15 protein-coding genes are annotated in these 17,127 nt (G+C 65.0%); 8 read left to right on the top strand and 7 right to left on the bottom strand.

What is annotated here, in order from left to right:
• Positions 1-62 precede the first annotated feature (62 nt).
• The 7 genes from B0G73_RS21420 to guaD all read left to right on the top strand — a co-directional run bounded on the left by B0G73_RS21420 (position 63) and on the right by guaD (position 10,146).
• Positions 63-1,442, top strand: coding sequence for an amidase (locus B0G73_RS21420; RefSeq protein WP_106283291.1), 1,380 nt, complete (start codon positions 63-65; stop codon positions 1,440-1,442).
• A 123-nt stretch (positions 1,443-1,565) separates the two neighbouring features.
• Positions 1,566-2,075 (top strand): disulfide bond formation protein B, encoded by a 510-nt coding sequence (locus B0G73_RS21425; RefSeq protein WP_106283292.1) that lies wholly within the window; start codon positions 1,566-1,568, stop codon positions 2,073-2,075.
• Between the two features lie 379 nt (positions 2,076-2,454).
• Positions 2,455-4,002 (top strand): xanthine dehydrogenase small subunit, encoded by a 1,548-nt coding sequence (gene xdhA / locus B0G73_RS21430; RefSeq protein WP_181196615.1) that lies wholly within the window; start codon positions 2,455-2,457, stop codon positions 4,000-4,002.
• On the top strand, positions 4,002-6,407 hold the full coding sequence (gene xdhB, locus B0G73_RS21435) for a xanthine dehydrogenase molybdopterin binding subunit (protein WP_106283294.1): 2,406 nt from the start codon (positions 4,002-4,004) through the stop codon (positions 6,405-6,407). Before xdhA ends, xdhB begins: the two co-directional genes overlap by 1 nt.
• Positions 6,408-6,512: 105 nt before the next feature.
• Entirely contained in the window at positions 6,513-7,529 is a 1,017-nt protein-coding gene (gene xdhC, locus B0G73_RS21440; protein ID WP_106283295.1) for a xanthine dehydrogenase accessory protein XdhC, read from the top strand.
• A gap of 82 nt (positions 7,530-7,611) precedes the next feature.
• Complete coding sequence (locus B0G73_RS21445) at positions 7,612-8,664, top strand: adenosine deaminase (protein WP_106283296.1); 1,053 nt, start codon at positions 7,612-7,614, stop codon at positions 8,662-8,664.
• Between the two features lie 105 nt (positions 8,665-8,769).
• Positions 8,770-10,146 (top strand): guanine deaminase, encoded by a 1,377-nt coding sequence (gene guaD, locus B0G73_RS21450; RefSeq protein WP_106283297.1) that lies wholly within the window; start codon positions 8,770-8,772, stop codon positions 10,144-10,146.
• Between the two features lie 108 nt (positions 10,147-10,254).
• On the opposite strand, the gene B0G73_RS21455 is transcribed toward guaD, so the two are convergent.
• The gene (locus B0G73_RS21455) at positions 10,255-11,502 is read right to left on the bottom strand and encodes an NAD(P)/FAD-dependent oxidoreductase (protein ID WP_106283298.1); all 1,248 of its coding nucleotides are present in this window, start codon (positions 11,500-11,502) and stop codon (positions 10,255-10,257) included.
• Positions 11,503-11,637: 135 nt separating this feature from the next.
• Between B0G73_RS21455 and B0G73_RS21460 the strand changes: the two genes are divergently transcribed.
• Positions 11,638-12,366, top strand: a complete 729-nt coding sequence (locus B0G73_RS21460) for a class I SAM-dependent methyltransferase (protein ID WP_106283299.1) — start codon at positions 11,638-11,640, stop codon at positions 12,364-12,366.
• A 115-nt stretch (positions 12,367-12,481) separates the two neighbouring features.
• Here B0G73_RS21460 and B0G73_RS21465 read toward each other — a convergent pair whose 3' ends face one another.
• Genes B0G73_RS21465 through B0G73_RS21490 form a run of 6 tightly spaced genes read right to left on the bottom strand, consistent with a single transcriptional unit; the run spans position 12,482 to position 17,116 of the window.
• Entirely contained in the window at positions 12,482-12,925 is a 444-nt protein-coding gene (locus B0G73_RS21465; RefSeq protein WP_106283300.1) for an excinuclease ABC subunit A, read from the bottom strand.
• A 60-nt stretch (positions 12,926-12,985) separates the two neighbouring features.
• Positions 12,986-13,408 carry a signal peptidase gene (locus B0G73_RS21470; RefSeq protein WP_106283301.1) on the bottom strand — a complete coding sequence of 141 codons (423 nt, stop codon included), beginning with the start codon at positions 13,406-13,408 and terminating at the stop codon, positions 12,986-12,988.
• 36 nt (positions 13,409-13,444) lie between these two features.
• Complete coding sequence (locus B0G73_RS21475; RefSeq protein WP_106283302.1) at positions 13,445-14,686, bottom strand: beta-ketoacyl synthase N-terminal-like domain-containing protein; 1,242 nt, start codon at positions 14,684-14,686, stop codon at positions 13,445-13,447.
• Positions 14,683-15,909 carry a beta-ketoacyl-ACP synthase gene (locus tag B0G73_RS21480; RefSeq protein ID WP_106283303.1) on the bottom strand — a complete coding sequence of 409 codons (1,227 nt, stop codon included), beginning with the start codon at positions 15,907-15,909 and terminating at the stop codon, positions 14,683-14,685. Before B0G73_RS21480 ends, B0G73_RS21475 begins: the two co-directional genes overlap by 4 nt.
• Positions 15,909-16,634: a 3-ketoacyl-ACP reductase FabG2 gene (locus B0G73_RS21485; RefSeq protein WP_106283304.1), complete on the bottom strand. Its 726-nt coding sequence runs from the start codon at positions 16,632-16,634 to the stop codon at positions 15,909-15,911. The genes B0G73_RS21480 and B0G73_RS21485 overlap by 1 nt, the downstream gene beginning before the upstream one ends.
• Complete coding sequence (locus B0G73_RS21490) at positions 16,631-17,116, bottom strand: hotdog family protein (RefSeq protein WP_106283453.1); 486 nt, start codon at positions 17,114-17,116, stop codon at positions 16,631-16,633. Before B0G73_RS21490 ends, B0G73_RS21485 begins: the two co-directional genes overlap by 4 nt.
• Positions 17,117-17,127 lie beyond the last annotated feature (11 nt).

The following is a 17,127-nucleotide window of genomic DNA, read 5'->3' on the forward strand; positions in this document are numbered from 1 at the left end:
CAAGTTCACGCATTAGCCCAACGACCGGCTTCGCCCGGTTCAACCGGATTTCTACCGACATCATGGCCACTGAATTCACGCCCTTTCCGCCGCTAGCCCAGCTTGCCGCCGACCTCGCCGCCGGACGCACCACGAGCCGCGCGCTCGTCGAGACCGCGCTCGAACGGATCGCCGATCCGGCCGGCCAGGGCGCCGCCGTTTTCATGCATGTCGACGCCGACGGCGCCCGCGCCGCCGCCGACGCACACGACCGTCTGCGTGCCGCCGGCACCGTGCTCTCGCCGCTCGCCGGGATTCCGGTGTCCGTCAAGGACCTGTTCGATATCGAAGGCCAGCCGACCCGCGCCGGTTCCACCGTGCTCGCCGACGCCCCCGCCGCCAAGGCGGACGCCGTCGCGGTCGCGCGTTTGAAGCGGGCGGGCGCGGTGCTCGTCGGCCGGACCAATATGAGCGAGTTCGCGTTTTCCGGACTCGGTCTGAACCCGCACTACGGCAATCCGCTGTCACCGTACCAGCGCGGCGTGAAAGGCGATGAGCGGATTTCGGGCGGCTCGTCCTCGGGCGCGGCGGCTTCCGTCGCGGACGGCATGGCGGCCGTTGCGCTCGGCACCGACACCGGCGGCTCGATCCGCATTCCGGCTGCCCTGTGCGGCCTGACCGGCTTCAAACCGACCGCCGACCGCATTCCCAAACAGGGCGGCGTGCCGCTTTCGTCGACCCTCGATTCGTTCGGGCCGATCGGCGTTTCGGTGGCGTGCTGCGCGCTAGTGGACCGCATGCTGGCCGGGCTCGAGCCGCGCATTCCGGCCGCCCGGCCGCTGGAAGGCGTGCGCCTCGGCGTGCTCACCAATTTCGTTACCGACGGCGTCGAGCCGGCGGTCGCCGCCGCAATCGACACGGCGCTCAAGCATCTGGAAGCGGCTGGCGCGATCGTCAGCGAAGTGCGGTTCGCGGCGCTCGACCGTTTGCCCGAGATCAACCGCTTCGGGTTCTCGCCGATCGAAGCGTATGCGTGGCATCGTCCGTTGCTGGAAAAACATCGCGAGCAATATGATCCGCGTGTGCTGGTGCGCATTCTGAAGGGCGAGCCGGCCAGCGCCGCCGACTATCTCGACCTGCTCGCCGAACGCGAGGCGATGTTGGCTGAAGCCGCCCGCACGCTGTGGCAACGGTTCGACGCGGTCGTCGCGCCCACGGTGCCGGTGGTGCCGCCGCGCGTCGCCGATCTGGTCGACGACGATGACGCCTTCGGCCGCACCAACGCGTTGATCCTGCGCAACCCGAGCGTGTTCAACTTCCTCGACACCTGCGCGCTGTCGCTGCCGTGCCATCTGCGCGGCGACGCGCCGGTCGGCCTGATGCTGGCCGGCGCGCCGCACGCCGACGACGCGCTGCTGGCCATCGGCCGCGGCGCCGAAGCGGTGCTCAAGGCGATTCGCTGACCGAGCGACGCCAACGCGCTCGATCGGGAAATACGCCGTAAAAGCAGGATAAGCGGCGGGGCGGGGGTTCGCGCTAGAATCGCGGGCACCCGCCCTTTCCGTTTCGAGACAGCCACACGATCCATGAATAACGACACTGCAATGCTGCGCCGCGAGCGCTCCCTGCTGGTTCTGCTTGGCCTGATCTGCGTTGCCCTCGTGGGCGGCGCGCTGTATCTGCAGTATTTTCTGCACGAAGACCCGTGCCCGTTGTGCATCATCCAACGGTATTTCTTCCTGCTGATCGCGATTTTCGCGTTCCTCGGCGCGCGTTTCAACCACTGGCGCGGTGTGCGTCTGCTGGAAGTGCTGGCCGCCTTGTCGGCGCTGGCCGGTATTGTCACGGCCGCGCGTCATGTGTATGTTCAGGCGAATCCGGGCTTTAGCTGTGGCTTCGACGCACTGCAGCCGTTGGTCGACAGCTTGCCGCCCGCGCATTGGCTGCCGGGCGTGTTCAAGGTCGCCGGGTTGTGTGAGACGGCCTATCCGCCAATCCTGGGCCTGACGCTGCCGCAATGGTCGCTGGTCGCGTTTGTGGTCGCTTTCATCCCCTTGGCGCTGACGCTGGTTCGCAACCGCCGCCGGATTGCCTGACCGGCGTTCTCCGCCCCGCGTTCACCACCCTGAACGACTAAAGCCGGATTTTGTGCCGCCAAGCGCGGCGACGCGAAATCCGGCTTTTTTTCGTCCCCAAACCACGCCGCTTCTGGTCCGCCAGACCATCTATTTCCCCCGCAATGCCCCGCCCCGCTTGGTTTTCAGACTTCCGCCGGCTCACGCAACTTCCCGCCCTGGCGCGAATCGTACTTATCTCATGACCGCATCCGAATAAGCTTCATGCGAGATGGGAAATCTTTTTGGGACAAGGTAATGCTATCTTCGGAACTGGATGGCGATCTACGTGCGCGAGGCCGGCTTCGGCGCGACCCCATGCGTAACGCGCGCCCGGTCCGCACTGTCTTTCGGATTCGCCATGACAACGCAAACCATCCGCTTTTATCACCAGGGGTCCGTCCGTGAGGTTGCGGGCGTGCCGGCGTCGCGCACCGTGCTCCAGCACCTGCGCGAAGATCTGCATTGCACCGGCACGAAAGAAGGCTGCGCGGAAGGCGACTGCGGCGCCTGCACGGTGGTCATCGGCGAACTGGACGCGCACGGTGGCCTCGCGCTGAAAGCGGTCAATGCCTGCATCCAGTTTCTGCCGACGCTCGACGGCCGCGCGCTCTTCACCGTCGAAGACCTGCGCGCCGCCGACGGCGCCCTGCACCCCGTGCAACAGGCCATGGTCGATTGCCACGGTTCGCAATGCGGCTTCTGCACGCCCGGTTTCGTGATGTCGATGTGGGCGCTGTACGAAAACCAGCCGGTCGCCGCCGGCCTGCCCACCCGCGATGAGATCAACGCCGCGCTCTCCGGCAACCTGTGCCGCTGCACCGGCTACCGGCCGATCGTCGACGCGTCGCAGAAGATGTTCGACTATCCGCAATACCCGCGCGTCACGCTCGACCGCAAGGCCGTTGCGGATCACCTGCGCGAACTGCAACGGCGCGACACCTTCGAATATTGTGCGCCCGACACGCGCGGCGCCGCGTTCGGTTCACCCACCTTTTATGCGCCGATCTCGCTCGATGCGTTCGCCAGACTCCGCGCCGACCATCCGCACGCGCGACTGCTGGCCGGGAGCACCGACGTCGGCCTGTGGGTCACCAAACAATTCCGCGATCTCGGCGACATTCTGTACATCGGCAACGTCGCCGAATTGAAGACGATCGAGCGCGATGCGCAGACGCTGACCATCGGCGCCGCCGTCACGCTCGAAGACGCGTATGCGGCACTCGCCGTCGACTACCCCGAACTCGCCGAACTGTGGACGCGTTTCGCGTCGCTGCCGATCCGCAATGCCGGTACGCTCGGCGGCAACGTAGCGAACGGCTCGCCGATCGGCGATTCGATGCCGGCGCTGCTCGCGCTCGGCGCCGAAGTCGTGCTGCGTCACGGTCCGAAAACGCGCACGCTGCCGCTCGACGCCTTCTATCTCGGCTACCAGAAGACCGCGCTCGCGGCCGGCGAATTCGTCGCGGCGCTGCGCGTGCCGCGGCCGGCCGGCAATCTGCGCTTTCGTACCTACAAGGTGTCGAAGCGCTACGACCAGGACATCTCAGCCGTGTGCGCGGCGTTCGCGCTGCACCTCGGCGAAGACGGCGTGATTCAGCAAGCCCGCATCGCGTTCGGCGGCATGGCGGCCACACCGAAGCGGGCCACGCAGACCGAAGCCGTCCTGAACGGCGCAAGCTGGGACGAAAGCACCGCGCGGCAAGCCATGAATGCGCTCGTCGCCGATTACCAGCCGCTCACCGACATGCGCGCGTCGAGCGCGTATCGACTGAAGGTGGCGCGCAACGTGCTGTGGCGCTTCCACCTCGAAACGCGCGATGAGGCGCCGCTCGCGCTCTTCGACGTGAATGCGTTCGCGTTCGAAGCCGGCGCGCCGGACGCCGCCGTTGCGAAGGAGCCGTCGTGATGAACCGCACCGATGCTTTTGTCGAACATGCCGCGAGGCACGTCGCTCAAGTAAGCGACGCGTCGATCGGCGTGTCGTTGCCGCATGAATCGGCCGCGCTGCACGTGAGCGGCGAAGCGACCTACACGGACGACGTGCCCGAACTGCAAGGCACGCTGCACGCGGCGCTCGGCCTGTCGCGCCATGCGCATGCGCGGATCGTGTCGATGGATCTGGACGCGGTCAGAAAAGCACCGGGCGTGATCGCCGTGCTGACCGCGGAAGATATCCCCGGCGAGAACAATTGCGGCCCGGTGCTGCACGACGACCCGATTCTCGCCGTCGACGAAGTGCTGTACCTCGGCCAACCGGTGTTCGCCGTGATCGCCGAAAGCCACGACCTCGCCCGCCGTGCCGCCGCGCTCGCAAAGAGCGACGACGTGATCCGCTACGAACCGCTCGAAGCCATCCTCACGCCCGCCGAGGCCAAAGCCGCGAAGCAGTTCGTGCTGCCGCCGCTGCATCTGAGACGCGGCGAGCCGGATGCGAAAATCGCCAGCGCGCCTAACCGGATCAGCGGCACGTTCGAAGTCGGCGGGCAGGAACAGTTCTATCTGGAAGGCCAGATTGCGTACGCGGTGCCGAAGGAAATGGACGGCATGCTCGTCTACAGTTCGACTCAGCACCCGAGCGAAATGCAGCAGGTCGTCGCGCATATGCTCGACTGGCCGGCGCATAACGTGGTGTGCGAATGCCGGCGCATGGGCGGCGGCTTCGGCGGTAAGGAATCGCAATCGGCAGTATTCGCCTGCGTGGCCGCACTCGCCGCGAAACTGCTGCGCCGTCCGGTCAAACTGCGCGCCGACCGCGACGACGATTTCATGATCACCGGCAAGCGCCACGACGCGGTCTACGCGTACGAAGCGGGCTTCGACGACAGCGGCCGCATTCTCGGCGCGCGCGTCGAAATTGCGTTGCGCGCGGGCTATTCCGCTGATCTCTCGGGCGCGGTCGCCACGCGCGCCGTCTGCCATTTCGACAACGCGTACTACCTGTCCGATGTCGACATCGTCGCGCTGTGCTGCAAGACCAACACGCAATCGAATACCGCGTTTCGCGGCTTCGGCGGCCCGCAAGGCGCGCTCGTGATGGAGGTAGTGCTCGACAGCATCGCGCGTCAGTTGGACTGCGATCCGCTCGACGTGCGCCTCGCCAACTACTATGGTATCGGCGAGCGCGATACGACGCCGTATGGACAGCGCGTCGAGGACAACATCATCGCGCCGCTGACCGATGAACTGCTCGGCTCCAGCGACTATCGCACGCGCCGCAAAGCGATCGCGGCGTTCAATGCGGGCAGTCCGGTGCTCAAGCGCGGCATCGCGTTTTCGCCGGTGAAGTTCGGCATTTCGTTCAACGTGCCGTTTCTGAATCAGGCCGGCGCGCTGGTGCACGTGTACAAAGACGGCTCGGTGCTCGTCAATCATGGCGGCACGGAAATGGGACAAGGGCTCAACACCAAAGTCGCGCAAGTGGTCGCCAACGAGTTCGGCTTGCCGCTCTCGCGCGTGCGGGTCACGGCAACCGATACTTCCAAGATCGCGAACACGTCGGCAACGGCCGCATCCACCGGCAGCGATCTGAACGGCAAAGCAGCCGAAGCCGCGGCAAAAACGATTCGCGCGCGGCTCGCTGAACTCGTCGCCAAACAACTCGGCGGTACGGCGAACGACGTGCAATTCGCCAACGGCGAAGTGTCGGTGAACGGTGGCGCGATGCCGTTCGAACAACTCGTCGGCGCCGCGTATCTGGCGCGCGTGCAGTTGTGGTCGGACGGTTTCTACACCACGCCGAAAGTGCATTGGGACGCGAAAACGTTGACCGGTCACCCGTTTTATTACTTCGCGTACGGCGCGGCAGTGTCGGAAGTCGTGATCGATACGCTGACCGGCGAATGGAAACTGGTGCGAGCGGACGTGCTGCACGACGCCGGGCAATCGATCAATCCGGCCATCGACATCGGTCAGGTGGAAGGCGGCTTCATTCAGGGCATGGGCTGGCTCACCACCGAAGAACTCTGGTGGAACCGTGACGGCCGCCTGATGACGCACGCGCCATCCACCTACAAGATTCCCGCGGTCAGCGACACGCCCGCCGCGTTCCACGTGCAGCTCTATCAGAACCGCAACGCCGAGCCGACCGTGTTCCGCTCGAAGGCCGTCGGCGAGCCGCCGTTGCTGTTGCCATTCTCGGTGTTTCTGGCGATTCGCGACGCGATCGCGGCCGCGGTGCCGGATGCGCAGGAGGCGCCGCAGTTGCGCGCGCCGGCCACGCCCGAAGCGATTCTCGACGCATTGGACGCCTTGCAGCCGCAGGCCGCGCCCCCACCGGCAACGGAACCCGCGACGACCGACACGACCGCGTGAAAGGCGTGAAAAGATAACCCCACGGCCTGACGCGACACGAACGCGCCAAGCCACATTCAACCGGCCGCACGGACACCCCGCGCGGCCACGTATGGAGAACGCCGGATGCAAGCCTGGCTGCCTGACCTGCAACAACTGCTCGCGCACGGTGATGCCGCCGTGCTGGTGACGGTCGCGCGCGTCGAAGGTTCGGCGCCCCGCGAAGCCGGCACCAAGATGATCGTCACGCGCGATTCGGCGAAACACACCATCGGCGGTGGACACCTCGAATGGAAAGCCATCGAGACCGCGCGCCAGGTGCTGCGCGACGGCATGCGCTCGCCGCATATGCGCCGGCTGGAGCGTTTCGCGCTCGGCCCAAGTCTCGGCCAATGCTGCGGCGGCGCGGTGATTCTCGCATTCGAGCGGCTCGATGTGGGCGACCTCGGCTGGATCACGACGCTCGCGAAGCGCGTGGCCGCAGGCCAATCGACGGTGCGTAGCGTATCATTCGGCCCCGCACCGGATGCGGTGATGCTGTCCGACCCCGAGCCGGGCGTCGACGCCGCCGACTGCCTGCTGTGGGACGGCGCCGGTTTCGACGACAGCGGCGCGCTGCTCACCGAAACCATCGCGCCGGGCGACTTCTCGGTTGTGCTGTTCGGCGCCGGCCACGTGGGCGCCGCGCTGGTTCGCGTGCTGGCCACGCTGCCGTGCGCGGTTCGCTGGGTCGACGAACGCGACGCGCAATTTCCGCCCGCGGAAACGCTGCATGCGCCGAACGTGAAGATCGATCCGAACGACGCCCCCGACGAAGCCATCGACCAGGCCGCGCCGAACACGTACTTCATCGTGATGACGCACAACCATGCGCTCGATCTAGAGTTGGCTGAGCGCATTCTGCGGCGTGGCGACTTCGCGTTCTTCGGCATGATCGGCTCGCATAGCAAGCGCAAGCAGTTCGAACACCGGCTGGCCGCGCGCGGGATCGATCCGTCGTTGATCGCGCGGATGAAGTGCCCGCTAGGCGTGGACGGCATCGTCGACAAGTCGCCGGAGATCATCGCGATCTCGGCGGCGGCGCAGGTGCTTCAGGCCGTCGAGCAGAACGCGGGCGTGCATCACGCCACGCAGACGGTTTGATAAACGACACGTGTTCGACACAACGCTCACGCATCCGGCGCGCGATGACTCCAAAAGCGATTCAACAAACTCCTGACCGACCATGACTACAACGACTGTTACCCCCACACCGCTGGCCGAAAAAACCGCGCTGGCACCGAAGGCCGAGTTGCACATCCATATTGAAGGTTCGCTCGAACCCGAACTGATTTTCGCGCTCGCCGAGCGTAACGGCGTGAAGCTCGCGTACGACTCGATCGACGCCCTGCGCGCCGCGTATGCGTTCACCGATCTGCAATCGTTCCTCGACATCTACTATGCGGGCGCGAGCGTGCTGCTGCACGAGCAGGACTTCTACGACATGACGATGGCCTATGTGGAGCGCTGCCTCGCCGACAACGTGATTCACAGCGAAATCTTCTTCGATCCGCAGACGCACACCGAACGCGGCGTGCCGATCGCGACCGTGGTGGCGGGCATCGAACGCGCACTCGCCGACGCAGAAAAGCGCGGCATGACGAGCAAGCTGATTCTGTGCTTCCTGCGCCATCTGTCCGAAGAAGACGCGCTCGCCACCTTCGAAGAAGCGCGGCCGCTGTTCGAGCAATACAAGCATCGCCTGATCGGCGTCGGTCTCGATTCGTCGGAACGCGGCCATCCGCCTTCAAAGTTCGAACGTGTATTCGCCAAGGCGCGCGCGCTCGGCCTCAAACTCGTGGCGCATGCCGGCGAAGAAGGCCCGCCCTCGTATATCTATGAAGCGCTCGATCTGCTGAAAGTGGACCGCGTCGATCACGGCGTGCGCAGCATCGAAGATCCGGCGCTTGTCACGCGGCTGGCCGATTCACGCGTCGCGCTAACCGTGTGTCCGCTGTCGAACCTGAAGCTCTGCGTATTCGACGACCTGACCAAGCACACGCTGAAGGACCTGCTCGATCGCGGCGTGGCCGTCACGGTGAATTCCGACGATCCGGCTTACTTCGGCGGCTACGTGAACGCCAATTATTTCGCCACCATCGACGCGTTGAAGCTCAACGATGCCGAGGTCTACACGATCATCCGCAACAGCTTCGAAGCGTCGTTCGTCACGCCCGAGCAACGCAGCGAACTGATCGCGAAGCTCGACGCGCACTGGCACCCAAGCGGTCCGCACTGACGGGCCGAGATATCGCAGCCGGCGGCGGCACGGGCTCGTGAGTGAGCCGAGGTTTTAACCGTCGTCCGGGCTGTGCAGCTTTCCACAATCGGAGACGGTTTTTCCATGACTCAATCTGCCAACCCGGCAAAAGCAGCCCAATCGGCCCAAGCGGCATTCCGCGCGCAATTGCTGACCTTCAACGGCGATCCCGCTCAATCGCCCAACGCGGCGGTCTTCAACGAAGACGGCTTGTTGATCGTCGAAGACGGCCATGTCGTCGCGGCCGGCGCGTATGCCGCCCTCGCGCCGCAACTCGCGCCCGGTACGCAAGTGCAGGAAATGCGCGACAAGCTGATCGTGCCGGGTTTCATCGATACGCACATTCATTATCCGCAGACGGACATGATCGCCTCGCCGGCGCCGGGTTTGTTGCCGTGGCTCGAAACGTACACGTTTCCGACCGAGCGCCGCTTCACCGACCCGGCCTACGCGCGCGACACCGCGAGTTTCTTCGTCGACGAACTGCTGGCGTGCGGCACGACCACCGCGCTCGTGTATTGCACAGTCCATAAGGAATCGGCCGACGCGCTTTTCACCGAGAGCGAAGCGCGCAATCTGCGCATGGTGGCCGGCAAGGTGCTGATGGACCGCAACTGCCCCGAGTTCCTGCGCGACACCGCGCAGTCGGGCTATGACGACAGCGCCGAGTTGATCGGCCGCTGGCACAATCGCGGCCGCCAGATGTACGCGCTCACGCCGCGTTTCGCGCCGACTTCGACCGAAGCGCAACTGGAAGCGTGTGGGGTGCTGGCGGGCAAGAACCCGGACATCTTCATCCAGAGCCACGTCGCGGAAAACCACGACGAAGTGAAATGGGTCGCCGATCTGTTCCCGGGCCACCGCAGCTATCTGGACATCTACGATCACTACGGTTTGCTGCGCCGCCGCGCCGTGTACGGCCATTGCATCCACCTCGACGAGGAAGACCGCAAGCGCATGGCGCAGACCGGCACGGTTGCCTCGCATTGCCCGACCTCGAACCTGTTCCTCGGCAGCGGCCTGTTCGATTTCGACAAGGCCGATGAAGCCGGCATGCCGGTCGCACTGGCGACGGACGTCGGCGGCGGCACCTCGTTCTCGATGCTGCAGACCATGAACGAGGCGCACAAGGTGGCGCGTCTGGGCGGCCATCATCTGACGGCCACGCGCATGTTCTACCTCGCGACCGCCGGTGCGGCCGAAGCGCTCGATCTGGCTGACAAGGTCGGCACGCTGAAGCCGAAGTCGGAAGCGGACTTTGTCGTGCTCGATCCGAGCGCAACGCCGCTGCTCGCGCGCCGCACCGCGCGCACTGAAACGCTGGAAGAGTTGCTGTTCGCGTTCGCGCTGCTCGGCGACGATCGCGCGATCTATGAAACGTATGCGGCCGGCAAGCGCGTGCACCGCCGTGATGATGCGCGGCAGGCTGCGTCATCGGGCGCAGCGAGGATCGCGGCTTGATTTGCTTGATTTGCACGGCTGAATGAAGAAACGGCGCTTCGATAACGAAGCGCCGTTTTTATTCGTGCCTAATTCGTGCCTACCGTGCAGCCCGCCCCGCACAGCTTATCAACGCTGCTGCATGCACACCTCATGCAACGCATTCAACCGCCGCACCGGATCGGCGACATATGGGTTCGACTCATCCCACGCATAACCCGCCAGCACCGAACTGATCATGCGGCGAATCGACGGCGTCTGCTCCGGATAGAAAATTATGTCCTGCAACGCACCCGAATACCAGCGCTCCACAAAAGCGCGGAACGTATCGATGCCCTTGCGCAACGGCACGTCGTAAGCGGTCGACCAGTCGACCTGTTCGCCGTCCAGTTGACGATTCAAGGTTTCCACTGCGAGATGCGCCGAGCGCAACGCAATCGTCACGCCGGACGAAAACACCGGATCGAGAAACTCGCCCGCATTGCCGAGCAGCGCGTAACCCGGCCCATGCAGACGCTCCACGTTCGCCGCATAGCCGCCGATGTGGCGAACCGGCATCAGGAACGGCGCGTTGCCGATCAAACGATTCAGCGTCGGCTCCTGCTGGATCAGCGCGCGCAGCTTCGCGTCGCGCTCCGCATCCGGCACGTCGAGGAAACTCGCCTCGGCGACACATCCCACCGACGAACGTCCGCCCGCCAGCGGAATCATCCAGAACCACACATCGCGGTGCCCCGGGTGCGTCGCCACGCAAATCTTGTTGCGGTCGGTCACGCCGAATGGAATGCCGTCCTGCACGTGCGTGAAGATCGCGGCGCGCGTGGGCATGCGCGTCGGCGCTTCGAGGTTCAGCAGGCGCGGCAACACGCGGCCGAAGCCGCTTGCATCGAACACGAAACGCGCTTCGATCTGATACGCGTGATCCGCTTCGTCGATCACATCGACCAAAGGCGTGGCGCCGGTATGAACCGCGCGCACCGCGTGGCCGAAGCGCACCTCGGCGCCCTGCTCCGCCGCGCAGCGAATCAGAATGTCGTCGAATACCGCGCGTTCCACCTGATAGGTGGTGCCCCAGCCCGGCGAGTGCTTGTCGCGGAAGTCGAACGCCGACGACTGGTCGCGATACACGAAATGCGCGCCATTCTTGTACTGGAAGCCCGCTTCGACCACGGCCTGCAGCATGCCGGCCTCTTCGAGGTAGGCCATGCTTTGCGGCAGCAGGCTCTCGCCGATGGAAAAGCGCGGGAAGTGCTGGCGTTCCAGCACGAGCGCGGTGCGCCCGGACTTGCGCAGCAAGGCTGCCGCCACCGCGCCCGCCGGTCCGGCGCCGATGATCACGACATCCACTGTCGTGCGCTTTGAAGAATGTGTACTCAAAATTGCCTCAATCGTTTGGCTTGCCCGGAGCAGCGTTTCGCTGCATCCTTACGTCTCGTTACAACTACGCTTTAACGCCCCGAAGGATGTCTTCAGGGCGGGTACAGCAAGACGCCATTTCGCGGGGAGCCCAGCGTGTCGCCATCCGAAACATCCAGTGTGCCTTTCGTGCCGGAAACGGCTTTCGGGATCTGGTTCCTGCGTACCTATACCTGGGAACATCATGTGCTGCGGGTCGCCATCAACGACCTCAAACGCCTGATCGATACGCCCTTGCCCGAGGCGCCGGTGATCGTCGACGTCGGCTGCGGCCAGGGCATTTCCTTCCGTCTGCTCGCGCAGGCGTTCAAGCCGCGCCGCCTTGTCGGCATCGACTTCCACGAGCCGTCGCTGGCGCTTGCCGCTCAGGCCGCGAGCGCCTGCCGTGACAAGCTGGCAGATATCGAACTGCTGCACGGCGACTGCGCGAAACTGCCGCTGCCCGACGCAAGCGCCGATATCGTGTTCTGCCATCAAACTTTCCACCACCTCGTCGAGCAGGACCGCGCGCTCGCCGAGTTCCACCGCGTGCTCAAACCGGGCGGCGTGTTGCTATTCGCCGAATCCACCGACGCGTACATCAAATCGTGGGTGATCCGGCTGCTGTTCCGCCACCCGATGCACGTGCAAAAGAGCGCCGACGGCTACCTCGACATGATCCGGCGCGGCGGCTTTCACTTCAGCGAGCGCAACGTGTCCCTGCCCTATCTCTGGTGGAGCCGCGCGAAAGACTTCGGTCTGTTCGAACGGCTCGGGCTGTCTCATCCGCAACCCGGCAAGCGTCGGGAAACGCTGGTCAATGTCGCGGCGGTCAAAACCAGTTAATACGCAGCAAGGCACGCGCCTGATGCGATAAAACAGCGCAAGGCGGCGTACACCGCCTTCCTGCTTGCCTCGCGCGCATGCGCACTTCTCCGCGCTGATTTGCGCGGACCCATTCTTACTTGCGCAGCGTCACCACTTCGCCCGTCAACGCGACGCCGGCAACCACCGCGCCGGCGCCGCAAGTGTACTCGGTGGCGCTCTCGCGCAATTCGTTCTTGTAGTTGCTCTTGATGTTGATCACGGCGTTGCCGCCTTCCTTACGCGCGCGTTCCTGCAACTCGATCACCGCGGAGAGAAACACGTGCTGGCAGGCTTGCAAATCGCTCTTGCCGAACGCGTTGGTCTTCTTGTTGGTGGCGAATTCGCCTATCGTCTTCACGACAGCCGGATGGCGCTGGCCCGCGAAATACAGCCCGATGTCCTCGCTCACTTTGCCCGGTTCGCTTTGCAAAGCCTGCTCGACCGGAAAGTAGCTGACCGTATCGCGAGCGAAAGCCGGCGCAGCGCTCAGCGTGGCAAACGAAGCAAACAATGCAGTAAACAGCAGATGGCGTTTCATTGAGACTCCTTGGTGGTTGTTGTTGCTCTGTGAGTTCTATTTCAATCAGCCTGGTTCGGCTCAGTTCGATTCCAGCACGACGAGCTGACCGCTCACCGCAATCGCGGCGGCGCTCGGACTCACGCCGCAGGTGAATTCCGTCGACGAGTTGCTCTCGGTGCTATGAAAACGCGTCGACACATCGATCACGGCATTGGCGTGGCGTTCGTTGGCCGCCGCGCGCAGTTTGCGCACCGCTTCGACAAGCGCTTCGTGGCAGGCGTCGTCGGGATCCGCGACCTTGCGCGCGATCCGCACGGAGTACGACACGTCGCCCAACCTGCTCTTGACCGCCGGGTGATCCTGCTGACCGAAATACACCGGCACGTTGCCGCGCGATTCGCCGCCGGCCGCGGCGAGCGGCAGCGACTTCACCTGCGTGGCGCAACCCGTCAGGGTCAGCGCCATGACTGCCAGCGCACCCAATACACCTGTTCTTTTCATTCTTATCACCCTCGTTTTATTAAAGTCGCGACCGTTTCAGCCGCCCTGCCATGCTTCGAACACCAAACTCGCGCAACTGCCGCCAAACCCGTATGACACCGACATCGCCGTGCCGATGCGCGCGTCGCGCGTCGTGCGCACGAGCGGCATGCCGTCGAGCGCCGGCTCCGGCGTGTCGATATCCGCCGTACCCGCAATGAAGCCGTCGCGCATCATCAGCAGTGTGTAGATCGCCTCGTGCGCGCCGCACGCGCCAAGCGGATGCCCGGTCATGCCCTTGGTCGACGAAAACGCCGGCACGCGATGGTCGAACGCCGCGCCGAACACCTCCTTCAACGCGTGCAGTTCTTCCAGGTCGCCAAGTGGGGTCGACGGTGCGTGTGTGTTGATGTAGTCGGGCCGCTTGCCCGCTTCGTTCAGCGCGCCGCGCATGGCACGCGCGATCCCCGCCGCGCGCGGCGTGACCATGCCTGCGCTATCCGTGCAGTCGCCGAATCCTGTGAGCTCCGCGTAGATCCGCGCGCCGCGTGCGAGCGCGTGATCGAGTGCTTCGAGCACCAGCACGCCGCCGCCCGACGCAATCACAAAACCGTCGCGCTCCGTGTCGTAGGGGCGCGACGCCGTCTGCGGCGTGTCGTTGAAGCGGCGCGACAATGCGCCCATCGCGTCGAACATCAGCGTCATGTTGTCGTGCAACGATTCGCTGCCGCCGGCCAGCACGATCTGCTGGCGGCCGGTCTGAATCAGTTGCATCGCCTGGCCGATCGCGAGCGCCGAAGTCGTGCACGCCGACGACGGCGAGTAGCTGACGCCTTCGAGCCCGAACACTTGCGCGACGTTGGCCGACGCGGTGCTGCTCATCGCATGCGGCACGACGTAGGGCGGCACTTTCTCGACGCCGCGCGTGTTGGCGACAGTCATGGCCGCGTCGTAGCTCAGCATGTTGCCGACGCCCGAACCGATCACCGTGCCCGCGCGCGGTGAGCGCAAGTGCGCCGGGTCGAGCCCGGCGTCGTTGATCGCCTTGCGCGCGGCATGACACGCAAACCGCGCTGTGTCGCCCATGAAGCGTTCGAGCTTGCGCTCGAACGGCGTCTCATGCGCGACTGACGCAACGCCCGCGACCTGCGAGCCGAAGCCGCGCTCGCGCCATGCCTCGATCCGCTCGATTCGCGAGCGGCCCGCGCGCAACGCTGCGGAAACATCATCGAGCGTATTGCCGAGACACGACACGATGCCCATGCCGGTCACGACCACGCGCTGCATCGCGACGCTCATCGAACGCGCCTGAAAATCAGCGATGTGTTGATGCCACCGAACGCGAAGTTGTTGCTCATCACATACTCGGCGTCGATTTCGCGGCCCGTGCCGACGATGTAATCGAGCGGCGCGCAGGCCGGATCGACATTCTCCAGGTTCAAGGTCGGCGCATACCAGTTGCGCTTCATCATCTCGATGGTCCACCACGCTTCGAGCGCGCCGCACGCGCCGAGCGTGTGGCCGACGTAACTCTTGAGCGAGCTGATCGGCATGCGCGCGCCGAAGGTCTGCGCGGTCGCATGGCTTTCGGCAATGTCGCCGCGATCCGTCGAGGTGCCGTGCGCGTTCACATACGCGATTGCTTCAGGCGGCAGTTGCGCGTCGTCGAGGGCGAGCCGCATCGCGAGCGCCATGGTTTCGGCGGTCGGCTGGGTCATATGCGCGCCGTCCGAGTTGCAGCCGAAGCCGACAATCTCCGCGTGAATCCGCGCGCCGCGCGACACCGCATGTTCATATTCTTCGAGCACCAGCGTGGCCGCGCCTTCGCCGACCACGAGGCCGTCGCGTGCGGCGTCGAATGGACGCGGTGTCAGATGCGGCTCGTCGTTGCGCGTGCTGGTGGCGTACAGCGTGTCGAACACGGCGACCGCCGGCCCCGACAATTCCTCCGCGCCGCCCGCCAACATCAGTGTCTGCTTGCCGCTCTGGATCGCTTCATACGCATAGCCGATCGCCTGGCTGCCCGACGCGCACGCGCACGAGGTCGGAATGATCCGCCCTTTCAGGTCCCAGAACAGGCTGACGTTGACCGCGGTGGTATGCGGCATCATCTGCACGTAGCTGTTCGACGTGACGTCGCTCATCGAGCCGGTTTCGAGCATCGTGCCAAACGCGCGGATCGGCTGCACCGAGCCCGACGATGAACCATACGCGACGCCCATGCGGCCGTCCTTGATGGTGTCGTCGTCGGCGAGGCCCGCGTCGGCGAGCGCCAGTTCGCTGGCGCGCACCGAGTACATCGACACCGGACCCATCGAACGCGTCTTCTTGCGCGGATAATGCGCGGGCGTCGTGAAGCCTGGCAGCGGACACGCGAGCCGCGTATGCAGCGATTCGAAGTAATCCCACTCGGGCATGCGGCGCACGGCGTTCACGCCGCTCTTCAAGCGCGCTTCGATCACGTCCCAGCTATCGCCCAACGCCGTGACGCCACCCATGCCGGTTATGACGACGCGCTTCATCAGATCATCCCGCCGTTGACGCCGATCACCTGACGCGTGACATACGAGGCCGCATCCGACATCAGGAAGCTGACCACGGACGCCACCTCGGCAGGCTGGCCGACGCGGTTCATCGGCACCGTCTTGAGCGCCTGCTCGAGCGGCATTTCATCGAGCATGCCGGTCTCGATCAGACCCGGCGCCACGCAATTGACGGTGATGTTGCGCGACGCCAGTTCGACGGCGAGCGCCTTGCTCGCGCCGATCAGGCCGGCCTTCGCCGCGCTGTAGTTGACCTGGCCGCGATTGCCCATCACGCCGGACACCGAAGCAATCGTGACGATGCGGCCGCCCTTGCGGGCGCGCACCATCGGCATGGTCAACGGATGGACCACGTTATAGAACGAGTCGAGACCGGTTTCGATCACGATGTCCCAATCTTCTTCGGTGAGCGCGGGGAACGCGGCGTCGCGCGTCACGCCCGCGCTGCACACAATGCCGTAATACGGGCCGTTCGCCGCAACGTCCGCTTCGAGCACTTCGCGGCACACCGCGCGCTCGCGCACGTCGAATTGCAGCACGCGCGCCGTGCCGCCTTGAGCGGCGATGCCCGTCGCCACCGCATCCGCTTCGCTGCGCCCCGTGCGGCAATGCACGGACACCGCGAAACCATCGGCGGCCAATTTGTACGCAATCGCGCGGCCGATGCCGCGGCTTGCGCCGGTAACGAGAACACGCCGGCTCATGAACTGAAACTCCCTTCGATGAATGACTGAAAATCGCGCGGTTGAAAGACCTTGATGACGGCTTCGGCGCACACCGCGTCGCCGTGCCGGATCATGCATTCGTAGGCGCCATGACCCTCTTCGCTGCGCAGCAGTTCCACCACGTGGACCGACAACTGCGCGCCGCCCTCGAACGACGGCTGCAATGCCTTGTAGCTGCGCGAGCCGAGCAGCACGCCGGGCCGCGCGCGGCCGCCGCCGCGCATGGCCAGCAACGCGACGTGCGCGGCGATCGCCTGCGCCATCAGTTCGATGCCGATCCACGCGGGCATCGCGCCATCGGCGTCGGCATACCAGGCGTCGGCTCGCACCGTGGCGCGCGCGGTCAGCGTTTCTTCGCTGAACGTGTCGACCGAGTCGATCAGCAGCATGGTGCCGCGATGCGGGATGATCGCTTCGATGGGCTGCTGGACCAGTTCGTCAACGGTGGGCGTAGGGTTCATCGCGTGGTTCA

This window comes from Paraburkholderia sp. BL25I1N1 (genome assembly GCF_003002025.1).
In the GTDB taxonomy this organism is placed as follows: Bacteria; Pseudomonadota; Gammaproteobacteria; order Burkholderiales; family Burkholderiaceae; genus Paraburkholderia.

What these genes read in the sequence shown, in the direction of transcription:
- B0G73_RS21490 (WP_106283453.1), bottom strand. Translation starts at nt 17,116, where the DNA reads ATGAACCCTACGCCCACCGTTGACGAACTGGTCCAGCAGCCCATCGAA.
- B0G73_RS21485 (WP_106283304.1), bottom strand. Translation starts at nt 16,634, where the DNA reads ATGAGCCGGCGTGTTCTCGTTACCGGCGCAAGCCGCGGCATCGGCCGC.
- xdhC (WP_106283295.1), top strand. Translation starts at nt 6,513, where the DNA reads ATGCAAGCCTGGCTGCCTGACCTGCAACAACTGCTCGCGCACGGTGAT.
- B0G73_RS21420 (WP_106283291.1), top strand. Translation starts at nt 63, where the DNA reads ATGGCCACTGAATTCACGCCCTTTCCGCCGCTAGCCCAGCTTGCCGCC.
- B0G73_RS21470 (WP_106283301.1), bottom strand. Translation starts at nt 13,408, where the DNA reads ATGAAAAGAACAGGTGTATTGGGTGCGCTGGCAGTCATGGCGCTGACC.
- xdhB (WP_106283294.1), top strand. Translation starts at nt 4,002, where the DNA reads ATGAACCGCACCGATGCTTTTGTCGAACATGCCGCGAGGCACGTCGCT.
- B0G73_RS21480 (WP_106283303.1), bottom strand. Translation starts at nt 15,909, where the DNA reads ATGAAGCGCGTCGTCATAACCGGCATGGGTGGCGTCACGGCGTTGGGC.
- B0G73_RS21425 (WP_106283292.1), top strand. Translation starts at nt 1,566, where the DNA reads ATGAATAACGACACTGCAATGCTGCGCCGCGAGCGCTCCCTGCTGGTT.
- B0G73_RS21465 (WP_106283300.1), bottom strand. Translation starts at nt 12,925, where the DNA reads ATGAAACGCCATCTGCTGTTTACTGCATTGTTTGCTTCGTTTGCCACG.
- B0G73_RS21475 (WP_106283302.1), bottom strand. Translation starts at nt 14,686, where the DNA reads ATGAGCGTCGCGATGCAGCGCGTGGTCGTGACCGGCATGGGCATCGTG.
- B0G73_RS21445 (WP_106283296.1), top strand. Translation starts at nt 7,612, where the DNA reads ATGACTACAACGACTGTTACCCCCACACCGCTGGCCGAAAAAACCGCG.
- guaD (WP_106283297.1), top strand. Translation starts at nt 8,770, where the DNA reads ATGACTCAATCTGCCAACCCGGCAAAAGCAGCCCAATCGGCCCAAGCG.
- xdhA (WP_181196615.1), top strand. Translation starts at nt 2,455, where the DNA reads ATGACAACGCAAACCATCCGCTTTTATCACCAGGGGTCCGTCCGTGAG.